This is a genomic window from bacterium (genome assembly GCA_023230585.1).
Taxonomy (GTDB): Bacteria; Ratteibacteria; UBA8468; order B48-G9; family JAFGKM01; genus JALNXB01.
This window is the reverse complement of record JALNXB010000055.1, coordinates 1-11,561: the sequence shown is the minus strand read 5'-3', so window position 1 is coordinate 11,561 and position 11,561 is coordinate 1. Positions and strand designations below refer to the sequence as shown.

At 36.4% G+C, this 11,561-nt stretch carries 8 protein-coding genes and 1 pseudogene; 5 read left to right on the top strand and 4 right to left on the bottom strand.

Annotated elements, in window-relative coordinates; genetic code table 11:
* Nucleotides 1-168: 168 nt before the first annotated feature.
* Together M0P98_07895 and M0P98_07890 are read left to right on the top strand one after the other, a co-directional pair.
* Nucleotides 169-1,038, top strand: coding sequence for an amidohydrolase family protein (locus M0P98_07895; protein MCK9266774.1), 870 nt, complete (start codon nucleotides 169-171; stop codon nucleotides 1,036-1,038).
* Nucleotides 1,039-1,046: 8 nt separating this feature from the next.
* Nucleotides 1,047-2,255, top strand: coding sequence for a Glu/Leu/Phe/Val dehydrogenase (locus M0P98_07890; protein MCK9266773.1), 1,209 nt, complete (start codon nucleotides 1,047-1,049; stop codon nucleotides 2,253-2,255).
* Nucleotides 2,256-2,606: 351 nt separating this feature from the next.
* Here the strand turns inward: M0P98_07890 and M0P98_07885 are convergent, their stop codons facing one another.
* The 4 genes from M0P98_07885 to M0P98_07870 form a co-directional block, all read right to left on the bottom strand.
* Entirely contained in the window at nucleotides 2,607-4,745 is a 2,139-nt protein-coding gene (locus M0P98_07885) for a hypothetical protein (GenBank protein MCK9266772.1), read from the bottom strand.
* 82 nt (nucleotides 4,746-4,827) lie between these two features.
* A complete protein-coding gene (locus M0P98_07880; GenBank protein ID MCK9266771.1) occupies nucleotides 4,828-6,012 on the bottom strand; it encodes an aminotransferase class I/II-fold pyridoxal phosphate-dependent enzyme in 1,185 nt (394 codons plus the stop codon).
* Between the two features lie 14 nt (nucleotides 6,013-6,026).
* Nucleotides 6,027-7,097, bottom strand: a complete 1,071-nt coding sequence (locus M0P98_07875; protein ID MCK9266770.1) for an AIR synthase-related protein — start codon at nucleotides 7,095-7,097, stop codon at nucleotides 6,027-6,029.
* On the bottom strand, nucleotides 7,097-9,412 hold the full coding sequence (locus M0P98_07870; protein ID MCK9266769.1) for an AIR synthase related protein: 2,316 nt from the start codon (nucleotides 9,410-9,412) through the stop codon (nucleotides 7,097-7,099). Before M0P98_07870 ends, M0P98_07875 begins: the two co-directional genes overlap by 1 nt.
* Nucleotides 9,413-9,779: 367 nt before the next feature.
* On the opposite strand from M0P98_07870, the pseudogene M0P98_07865 reads away from it, so the two are divergent.
* The 3 genes and pseudogenes from M0P98_07865 to M0P98_07855 all read left to right on the top strand — a co-directional run bounded on the left by M0P98_07865 (nucleotide 9,780) and on the right by M0P98_07855 (nucleotide 11,400).
* A pseudogene (locus tag M0P98_07865) lies at nucleotides 9,780-9,869 on the top strand (prepilin-type N-terminal cleavage/methylation domain-containing protein).
* A gap of 39 nt (nucleotides 9,870-9,908) precedes the next feature.
* The gene (locus M0P98_07860) at nucleotides 9,909-10,469 is read left to right on the top strand and encodes a hypothetical protein (protein ID MCK9266768.1); all 561 of its coding nucleotides are present in this window, start codon (nucleotides 9,909-9,911) and stop codon (nucleotides 10,467-10,469) included.
* Nucleotides 10,470-10,524: 55 nt separating this feature from the next.
* Nucleotides 10,525-11,400 (top strand): type II secretion system GspH family protein, encoded by an 876-nt coding sequence (locus tag M0P98_07855; GenBank protein MCK9266767.1) that lies wholly within the window; start codon nucleotides 10,525-10,527, stop codon nucleotides 11,398-11,400.
* The last annotated feature ends 161 nt before the right edge of the window (nucleotides 11,401-11,561 follow it).

Here is an 11,561-nt window from a genome sequence, read left to right as displayed (position 1 = left end):
TAGTGTATAGGATAAAAACGAGGATTGCCGCAGTCACACAAAGCGTTCCTTCGCAACGACAAAAAGCGTCGGTTAGCACCTCGTAATTCGTTCCTAAACACATATTTTTTCATATAAGACAAAATGGGAAGTACAGAATAATGTTGGAAAGACAAAAAAGGAGAAAAGATGTTTATCGATATTCATACACATGTTATTAATATGTGGAACGCAAAACCAGAAGACTACTTTACAGCTGACGACCTTGTAAAGACAATGGATAGTTTGGGTATAGAGAAATTTGTTGTGCTCCCTATTGGCTGTAGCCCTGAAACTCGATATTTTTATTTTGGTACTGAGGAAGTTCTCGAGATGCATAAAAAATACCCAGATAGAGTTATACCTTTCTGTAACATAGACCCACGTTCTGGTTCTAACTCAGACAAGACAGATTTTTCTTGGATACTTAACCGTTACAAAGATTTAGGTTGTAAAGGTCTTGGAGAGTTGACCGCAAACCTCTATTTTGATGACCCAAAATGTATCAATCTTTACCAGTATTGTGGCAAGGTTGGGTTTCCAATAATTTTTCACTTATATAGTAAATTTAGCGGAAGTTACGGGCTGGTTGACGACCTACATCTGCCTCGCATTGAAAAAGCCTTACAGTTATGCCCAGAAACAGTTTTTATGGGACATGCAACAGGTTTCTGGTCTGAAATAAGTAGCGGGGTGACAGAAGAAACAAGGATAGGGTACCCTAAAGACCCTATACCTGGTCCAGGTAGGGTTTGTGAATTGATGAAAAAATATCCTAACCTATGTGGCGATCTTTCAGCTGGAAGCGGTTTTAATGCTATAACCAGAGATATGAAATTTGGGTATTGGTTCCTCGAAGAATTCCAAGACCAACTTTTATTTGGTACCGATATCTGCCATAAAGGACAGACGTCTGAAATAGTATCTTATATGAACGATTCTTTAAAAAATAACCATATTTCAAAACAAGTATACGAAAAAATTACTGAGAAAAACGCAAAAAGATTGTTAAAACTTTAAGGAGCAAAATGGCGCTGGTTAAACTTGCTAGGATGAAAAAATTTATAAATATTCCAAGAGATGCTGAAATTCTCTTAAACAATTCCCGTAAAGAGATAAAACTTGCTCTCAATATAAAGATTGCAGACGAAAACCTTGCCTGTTTAGATACTTTCATCGTTTACCATAACACTGCTCTTGGTCCTGCAAAAGGTGGGATAAGATTGGCACCAGATGTTTCTTTTAAAGAGGTTAGAACCCTTGCCGAGATAATGACTTATAAGAATGCTCTTATGAGGTTACCTTTTGGGGGCGGAAAATCAGGTATTAGGTTAGACCCTTATAAAATCGAAACTTCTGCAAAAGTTGCAATAATAAAAGAGTATGTGCGTATGATAAGAGAGGAACTCTATTCAGGGTCATATATACCAGCGCCTGATTTAGGTAGTTCTCCTTTGGATATGGCAGTTATTTATGGTGAGACCCGTAAACCAGAAACTGTAACTGGAAAACCTATTGTTCTTGGGGGGCTTTCTGGAAGAATTCAAGCAACAGGGAGAGGGCTTTCAAAAGCCACCAAACTTGGTGTAGAGAATATATTAAAGAAAAACATTGAAGGTACAAATGTTGCTATACAAGGTTTTGGGAACGTAGGAAGATGGACGGCACACTTTCTTTCTGAAATGGGAGTTAAAGTAATAGCCGTTTTTGATATTGGAGGAGTGATATATAACAAAAAAGGAATTGATATAGAGGCTCTTTTCAAGTACGCTCCTTTAAGTAAAGACAGTATAAATAATTTTCCTTTTGCAGAAGCAATAACAGAGGATGAATTTTTCTCTCTTAAAACAGATGTTTTTATCCCTGCTGCAGTTGAAAGTGTTATTACAAAAAGTACCGCACAATTAATGCAAGCAAAACTTATTGTTGAAGGTGCTAATAACCCTACTACTGAAGAAGGAGAAGAGGTGCTTTTAAATAAAGGGATAAACATCTTACCAGATTTTTACGCTAATAGTGGGGGAGTGATTGCGTCTTATATTGAATGGAAAGATTCAAAATCTGGCAACAAGACTTCCGAAAAAGAGGTCTTTGAACTGATAGATGCTAAAATAGATTCTGTCTTTTGGCAAGGTATGAAAGCTAAAAAGAAATTAGAGTCAACTTCGAGAGAGGCATTCTTTTATATTGCGCTGAACACTCTTTTGGAGGCTATGGAAGCAAGGCTTTGGATTTAAAAAAGTATGTGGTGTCTACTCACTCTGGTACTACGGCGCATACACCCTCCCGTTTTTGCCTTCTCCCCTTGAGAATTATAGGTATTGGAAATCCCCAAGGGTTTGCAGAGAGGTTAATGGGATGAGGTTTATCCACCGAAGCCAACCTACGCTAAAATACAAGCTTCGGCAGGTAAACCTTGGCGTAGGTGGAGGGGTAGTTGGCAGGCTAAAAAAATGAATAACAGAGCGATAAAAGGCGGAGACTTCCCCTGCATGTCATTCTAGACTTGATCCGGAATCTCGTTTTTCACTACCCCCATTCCGTCTTTGCGAGTTTTATCCCACAGAAATACGCCGTCGCCCCTATTTTTATATCGGCAGGATTCTAAATTTCAACATAAGAATAACTAAAATAAAAACCAAAAACGAGACAAGCAGTGTAATAAAAATAGTCTTAAAAAGTTGCTCCCAACTAACCTCTTTAGCCATTTTTATCTTTTTTGTCAACTCTTCAATTATATCCAGTTTCTTTCTCTGTGAATTAGGTGGGTAAGCAGGGATATAGGTAAACAATTTTCCTAACCCTAATGTTAATTTCATTCTTACATTTATTGCGCATCCCGATGCTTCAAATAATATACTAAGGTTACGTCTGCGAAGTTTAACTATTCCCATAAGCAAACTCGGCACTAAAATAGTAGCAAGAATAATGATTATCGTTGTTAAAAAATGTCCTAATTTCACCTGTGATACAGCCCTTGCTATATAAGCAAAAGAGGAACCTATTGCGGCAATTGCTACTCCACCTCCAACCATAAGGTCTCTGGTTACGCTTGCACCTGTAGGGGCTACAAGAGTGCCTTCAAGTTTAGCTTCTTTTGTTTTTGCAAATTTTTCCACCTGATTTTTTATTGAATCTGCAAGTTTTATAAAAGGTGCTTTAATAGACTCGAGAAGCCCTATTGGGTTTACTATTATATCGATTACTTCAGCATCCCACTCTTTACCGTCCCTTGTAAAAAAGACGCCTCTTTTGCCAATTCTTAAGTTACCTGAATCTCCTGAAGTAACAGATGTAGCAACATTAAATTGTGTTTCTCCGTTATCTTTGCTTGTTACAGTAAGATATATAAGGTATACATTACTTTCTTGAGCAATCTTTTTATGTGCAGGCATATTGTTCACAAGAATAGTAAACGGCATTTTTCTACCGTCTATAATAAGTGTCCCAACTTCAAAAATAGAGCGTATCTCAGGATTATAAACGTTAGAGAAACTTGCTGAATTGTTAGCAAACTCAAATAAAAACTTTTGGTAAAGGAGCAATTTTTCAACATCTTTTATATGTTTGATTTCTTCAGCTACTGCTAAATCTTGTTTTATAAGTGTATATATCCTCTCTTGAAATCCTTCCTCTATATATTTACGTAAAAGAGCAACATCTATTTTTTCAACCTTTTCTCCTTTTTTATTATCGGTATAATCTTTGTAAGGAGCAAAAATGTTTTTAACATTCTCCCATTTTTCAAGGTCTAATCGAGATATATTTTCATCATAAATTTTTACCAAAACTTTTTCTTTAAAATCAGATATATCTTTTGAATATAAAGAATTTATATAACCGTCAAGATATAATGTGTTTTCATTATTTATTTTAGCGAGAGGAGCTGTTTTTAACCTATCAAGTATAAGAGATTTATCAGTAAAATCTATCTCTTCAAGTTCTTTCTCTTTCAATTGTAATGATTCTTTCACTCTGCTATCAAACTGCGATATAGCGCATTGAGCAAAAAACTCATCTACCTTTCTTGCAACCTTTTTTAATGAACTGTACGCCTCAATGGTATTTCTTCCCCACACCATAATATCTGTATTTTCCTGGTTATCTGGAATTTGACCCTTCTCAAGCCATTCAAGGTAAAGTGAAGCCTGAGTGAAAAATTCTGATGTCTGTGTGGAATTAATACCTAATTTACCGCTTGCAGCATTTGAACTACCGATTGTTTCCATTATAAGAACTATAAGGTCAGAAAGTTCTTTATCGGTTGTTGCATCAGGCGCTATAACCCCATCTCCGTTGGTGGTTGAACTTGCCATTATTCCTTGAAGATTTCTTACTTGGGAAAGATTGATTCTGTTAGGAGAGTTAGGTACATTTAGGTTTGAAAGAATAATTTTTGAGGTATCTTGCAATGTTTTACCTTCGGGGATATCAATATTAATATTATCAAGCAGAAGTACATCTGTTCCTTCAGATAAATGTGAACAGTCTTTCAATATGTTAAAAACCCATTGCACTGCATATTTTATCTCATCGGTTCTTATTCTACCATTCTCATCAGTATCAAGGTATTCCAGAAATTTTTTATCAATGTTAAGTATTTCTATAGGCAAACTTGTTGCAGCCCATAAAGCTTCATCAAGGTCAACAATTTTCCTCAAATCTTTCGGTTTTTCAATATTTAACTGATAACTGCCCCCGTAATTATTAAACAGATATTTACTCATATTTTATCCAATAAAACTTTTCTTAATCCAGTACGCAATTGTTTTTATATCAAAACGCTTATTTTAACATAGTTTTGCATAATTACATTATCTTTTCAATAGAACAGATTGATTGGCGTATCCTCTCTTCATTTGCAACAAGAGCAATTCTTAGATACCCTTCACCATATTTACCAAACCCAATACCCGGTGAAACTGCTACACCTGCTTTATCCATAAGATATAGACTAAACTCTTTTGACCCCATCTCCTTAAATTTGTCAGGTATTTCGGCCCACAAATACATAGTTGCTTTAGGTTTCTGGACCTTCCATCCGATCTTATTTAAACCTTCAACCAAAATATCTCGTCTTCTCTGGTATGTTCCAACTGTTTCATCTATATATTTTTGGTCAAGACTCAAAGCCGCTACCCCTGCCTCTTGTATAGGAGCAAACATACCATAGTCGTAATAACTTTTAAGTCTTGCTAACGCTTTTATTATATACTTATTACCGACAGCAAAACCCACTCTCCAACCAGCCATATTATAAGTTTTAGAAAGAGAGTAGAACTCTATACCGACCTCTTTAGCCCCTTCTGTTTGAAGAAAACTTGGAGCTTTATACCCGTCAAACCCAAGTTCAGCGTAAGCATTATCGTGGATAACAATAATATTGTTCTTTTTAGCAAACTTTACAACTCTTTCAAAAAAACCTATATCAGCAATCTGTGTGGTAGGATTACTTGGAAACCCTATCACTATAGCCTTTGGTTTTTCACTACCTAAAAAATTTTCAGGTAAGGTTGGAGTAAAATTGTTCTCTTTCGTTAAAGGCATATCATATATTTTTGCGCCTGCAATAGCCACACTATAAAAATGGCTTGGGTAGGTGGGGTTAGGTACCATAACTGTATCGTTGTGGTTAAAGATTGCAAGAGCAAGGTGGTTAACACCCTCTTTAGAACCAATACATACGATAGACTCTTCTTGAGCATCAAGCACTACTCCAAACCGTTTTTCGTACCATTCGCATACACCTTTTCTTAACGCCATTATACCTTTTGAAACGCTATAACGGTGAGCTTCCTTATCACTGGTTGCCTCTATCAATTTCTCTATAACAGGTTTAGGTGCAGGCATATCAGGGTTACCCATACTCAAATCTATTATATCCTTACCCTCTTTGATAAGTATTGTTTTTCTATCATTAATCTCTTGAAATATATATGTAGGAAGATATCTTATCCTTTCAGATTCTATATTTTTAAAGAGTTCTTTATTCATTTTTAAGTCCTCCCTTATTTTATTGAAAACTCAAGAGTTTTACCATTGTTGAAAACCCCTCTACTATATATTCTTATCTTATCTTGGTCGGTTATTTGTCCAGAAATTTTTGTTTCAATCTTATATTTTTTGAGGGTTTTCATTACTTTTTCGGGGTTATCTGTTATTACCATCATACCTTGACCCATATTCCATGTCAAATAAGCCTCTCTATCAGTAATATTTCCTTCCTTTTGAACTAAAGACATTAGTTGGCAAGGTTCAAACGGATCGGATATCTCTGCTCCAAGCCCAGTTTTTGATATTACTCTTCCAAGTTTTCCCGGTATACCTCCACCTGTTATATGTGCAACACCTTTAATGGAATCTAACACATCTAACACAGCTTTTGAATATATAACAGATGGTTCAAGAGCCATATCTCCAAGTTGTTTTCCATCCACTTTTTTTGTATGCCATTTTTGACCATGCTTTTTTTCCATAACGTTTCTTACGAGAGAAATTCCGTTTGACCTGAACCCATACTCTTTAAAACTAACAACAGAATCACCTTCAACTATTTTTCTGCTATCAAGTTCTTTTTTTATAACACTTAACACAGTGCCGCCCCAATTATAATTTATATCTCCATATCCAGACACTCTTCTACCCAACTCTGCAATCTCACCAGATATAACTGCAACCCCTGCAACCTTTGCTGCTTTTTCCATACCATTAGCTAACTCTTGAACAATTTTTTTATTAAGAGAGTTCATATCCAAAATATTAGATATAGCAATAGGTTCAGCCCCATATCTAACAGAATCATCGCATAACATAGCAAAAAGGTCGTAAGCCATAGTATCGTGTCTACCCATTCTTTCTGCAAACTCCACCTTTGTCCCTATGCCATCGCTATTAAGCATAATCTTAAAAACTCCAAGAGATATAGTTATCACTCTGTGCAGACCTTTCTGTTCAATAACTTTTACTTTACCTAACTTATTGTTTCTATTTGAAAATGTTTTATCAGCAGATTCAGACATTATATGAGAGCATATATCTCCAAGTTTGACGTCAACCCCTGCTTGTTTATATGTTGCCATTACTGCCTCCAATTTTTTTTGAGTTCATCAAAGGAAATTTCAAACAACAGTTTATTTTTAAGGGTACCTACAAACTTTTTTTCTTTAGTTGTAACACCTATATTTATCAATTTTAAACCGTGTTTTGTATATATTTTCTTTAATGGTGTTAGATTCTCGTTTTTTACTTCCAATATGTATCCGATAGATTCAGAAAAGAGTCCATAATCTTCCCTCATATTCCCAATAAACTCCATATCCAGTTGAACTCCAATACCATTTTTACCAAGAAGAAGCATCCTTGTTAAAGCCGCTGCCATCCCGCCATTTTCAATAACAGCAGAAGATAAGAACAACTCTTTCTCTGAAGCCTCTAAAACTCCGTATTCCAGTTTACTTGCTTTATTAGGGGTAACATAAGGCAGGTTTTTTCCAACCTGTTTCTTTAACCTTGCATATTCAGCCCCTTTAAACTCGTGTCTTCTTTCGCCAACAAGAACCAAAATATTGTCTGCCTCTTTCAACCCAGTAGTAACAGCTTTTTTGAAATCAGAAATATACCCAAAAACAACAGGAACCATTGAAGGGTCGATTGCCTTTTCTTTACCTTTACTTTTTAGAGTGTTTTTCATAGACACATTTCCTGCAACAACAGCCACTGGTTCTTTCTCTTTATATATGGGAATCCTACAGGCTTTGTTTAACCCATCTATGCCTGCTGAGAAATGGTGGTAATGCTCTGGAACATCAGGGTTCCCGTAATTGCAACCGTCAGCTATAGAAGTAGGTTTTAGTCCAGATGTAGCAAGTTTTAGTCTTGCAATAATAGTTGCAAGGTACGCTTGTTCTAACGGCGTTCCGTCTCTACCGTGTATAGATTTGCCTCCAAAAACAAGAGATATACCAATATTTTTATGGTTTTTATCTTTTCTTAAAGGTACTATAACCGGCACATCTGTTTCGTCTGGCTTTGTTACAAGTAAATCAGGTTTTTCAAGTTTCATTTCGTTAAAAATCTCTTGTTTAGAACAGACATTTGTTGAAGATATTACATTGAGAATTTCTTGCTTCAAAGATTTTGGTTTAGGAGTGGAGAAGAGTTTTCCAGTTTTCTCAGTTTTTATTCCTTTAGGTTTATAAACAGGTGCCTCAATAATAAGACTTAACGGAATATCACAGTATACCACTTTCTTATCTCGTATTATAAACCTATCCTCTGCTAAAACTTTACCAACTACTGCTATCTTACCGCCATACTTATTAAAATTTGTATCTTTTTTGAATATCTCAAGTATAACTTCAGTTGCTTTATCTGATGCTATAACCATATTTCTTTCTTGGTCTTCGCCAACCGCAAGAGCAAGGGGATGAACCTTAGCGCCTTCTGGCACAGGAACTTTTTCAGTAAATATTTCTATACCGTACCCTCTCGGTGCAACCTGTTCTGCTGTTGAGCAAGTTAAACCAGCAGCACCCATATCTTTAAGAGACATCTGAGAAAACAGTTTTTTTGATACAAGAGTTTTCTTAACTTTTTCAAAAACATCAAAAGTCGCTTTTTCAAGTAAAGGATTTGCTCCAAAAGATATCTCTATTTTCTTACCTTCTTCAAAAGCCTGTGAAGCAAAAGAAGCTCCACCAACAGCAGCTCCTGCTGTTGGTTTGCCAATATATATTAAATTGTACCCAACCCCTTTTTGAGGTACTACATTGGGTATCAGGTCATCTTTCTTTACAACCCCAACTGCGGCAACATTCATAAGACAGTTATGTTTGAAAGATTCATCATAATATACATCTAGAGCAATAATTGGTAACTCCATACCTTTACAGTAAAAAGAAGCCCCTTCAATAGCGCCTTTTAGAACATTTTTTGATGTAGGTGTTGCTTTTGGACCGTATCTTAATGAAGCACCTACACCTACATTTGTTGCACCCATAGCAAATATATCTCTTAAAACACCTCCAACTCCTGTTGCTGCTCCATCAAAAGGGTTTATTAGGGTAGGGTGGTTATGAGATTCTATCTTAAAGACAGCGTAATAGTCACTTTTACCAATTCTTACAGCGCCCGCTTCGCTATTTTTGCTTTTTAAAACATAACTATTATCTCTCACAAGATTTTTAAGTTTATGTTTAGAATTTTTATATGAACAATGGTCTGACCATAAACTGTCAAGTATATAAACCTCAGTAAGAGTAAGAGGTTTTTTTGCTCTTTTTTGGGCTTCTTTAAATTCAGCGAAGGTAAGCCCCCAGCCATTCTCTTTTCTTATCTTTTCAAAATCACTTATCTTCATTTTTGCAAAATCAAAAATCTGGTTTTTATACAGCATATTTCCCTCCATTATTTAGCTGTTATTTTGTTACCTTATTCTATTTTACTACAATAGAGAGAAATTATAAAAAAATATACTAAATAAAAGAATTGTAGAAACAAAAGCAACACCTCCAAACACCCTTTTTTATCTCCTCTATTTTGTCATTGCGAAGGTATGTCTGCCCAAGCCAACATACGCTAAACTACAAGCTTTGGCACGTATACCTTGGCGTAGGCTGAAACTCACTTGTACCAAGTGATTATAAAATGCTTGACAAAATCGAAGAATAAAGAGTAAAATAAGGTTAAAATAAAACCAAGCTCCGCCCGGGAAGAAGTCCCTCGGAGGTACTCGGGATAAATCCCGAAAGGAGGTGAGAAAAATGAAAAAAAGCAGATCAGGTTTCACCCTTATAGAGTTACTTGTAGTTATTGCAATTATAGCAATTTTAGCGGCTATGCTACTCCCTGCTCTTAGTAAAGCCAGAGCAAGAGCAAAAGCGACTGTATGTATGAATAACCTTAAACAGCTCGGTACAGCTCTTCTTATTTATGCTGACGATTTTGATGGTTTAATTCATACACATATCTACAACACAGATATATACAAGAACTATTTTTCCAAGGATATCGCAGTCTGTCCTACTGCTTTACCGTACACCCATACAGCAGACAAAGACAATTACGGAAGGTCTACCTATGGCATAAGAGCGGGCTACCTTTGGCCAGGACTTGAATTTCAGAATAACACTATAAGAACTTCTCTTTTTGCAAGAAACAATCCGTCTTCTTTATGGATTTTTGCCGATTCTATAAGGTTGCGTGAACCAAAAACATCAAATGTTTACAGATACCAATATGCAAGTTGCGATTATAGAGAAGCAGTAGAAGGTTTTGTACATTTCAGACATTCTAACCGCGCAAATCTACTATTTGTAGACGGGCACGTAGAGTCTGTAAGTATAGATAGATTTTCAGCTGTAACAAAGGTGCACGGAGTTGCAGCGTCTATTCCTACGTGGGCAGTATCTGACAATAATTATAATATTGTGCCAGTTTCTGTATACCCGTAATTTAATTTATACTAAAGTTTTTCTTCTTACAAGCCAAAAGTAAAAAAGGTGAAAAATGAAAATAAAAAAACTTTTCTATAAAGGTAGGCATACCTTAAAAAATGAGCTACGCCAAAAAAATTTTCACTCAAGTAAAGGGTTCACTCTAATAGAACTACTGGTGGTAATAGCAATCATAGCGATTCTTGCTTCGATGCTTCTCCCTGCTTTATCAAGGGCAAGAGAACAAGCAAAAAGAGCTGCCTGCATAAACAACTTGAAACAGTTAGGTCTTGCTTTATTGATATATGCTCAGGATTGGGGCGGCTATTTCCCTTACCACGACTTTGACGATGCAACAGTATGGAGCGGGCATGCAAATTTTGGTACCGGATTTATTTCCTCTAAACCGAATGTTTCTCTTGCACTACTCACAGGGCAGATAGACCCTTCAACGCCTGAATTTGAATCAGCCCAGTATATAACCGACTACAAACTTTTTATATGTCCAGGTTCAGCAACTGACAAGCCACACAGTACCCCTGGAGCTCTTTACAGAGCCACACCTGCTAATATTAACTCGCTTATTTCAAATTCTATTTCAAGTTGTTCATACACTTATGCTCTCGGTTTAAATGTTCAGACACACCCAGATACCGCTATTATGACCGACGACCCAAAAGGAATGTATCCATACTCGTGGCGATTATATAAAGAAAGTGGAAACCACGGTGTGGAAGGACTAAATGTTTTGTATGTTGACGGTAGAGTAAAGTGGGTAGCAACACCAAGAGATTCAAGATATTGGGTTGCAGGTTCAGGAACTGCCTTTAGTTGGTCTAACGTTGGTGAATTCCCTAATGCAAAGGATTGCATTACAAATGCCCCTCCGCATCCAGACGTAGCATACCAACACAGACCAAGGTTGCTATCTAACATATACTGGAACTGATGGATTGGTTGTGTCAAAAAAAAGTATGGGGTGTCTACTCACTCTGGTACTACGGCGCATACACCTTCTACACAACAATCGGGCACTCTGAGAACTCACCCTTCTGCATATAAAGCATCTCCGAAGGGCTTAACAGGCTCAGAGTAGGGGAACAAAAGGCT

Bases quoted from the DNA above. Each gene is read 5' to 3' on its own strand.
- M0P98_07880 (MCK9266771.1), bottom strand. From the start codon at position 6,012: ATGAATAAAGAACTCTTTAAAAATATAGAATCTGAAAGGATAAGATAT.
- M0P98_07895 (MCK9266774.1), top strand. From the start codon at position 169: ATGTTTATCGATATTCATACACATGTTATTAATATGTGGAACGCAAAA.
- M0P98_07855 (MCK9266767.1), top strand. From the start codon at position 10,525: ATGAAAATAAAAAAACTTTTCTATAAAGGTAGGCATACCTTAAAAAAT.
- M0P98_07890 (MCK9266773.1), top strand. From the start codon at position 1,047: ATGGCGCTGGTTAAACTTGCTAGGATGAAAAAATTTATAAATATTCCA.
- M0P98_07875 (MCK9266770.1), bottom strand. From the start codon at position 7,097: ATGGCAACATATAAACAAGCAGGGGTTGACGTCAAACTTGGAGATATA.
- M0P98_07870 (MCK9266769.1), bottom strand. From the start codon at position 9,412: ATGCTGTATAAAAACCAGATTTTTGATTTTGCAAAAATGAAGATAAGT.
- M0P98_07885 (MCK9266772.1), bottom strand. From the start codon at position 4,745: ATGAGTAAATATCTGTTTAATAATTACGGGGGCAGTTATCAGTTAAAT.
- M0P98_07860 (MCK9266768.1), top strand. From the start codon at position 9,909: ATGAATAACCTTAAACAGCTCGGTACAGCTCTTCTTATTTATGCTGAC.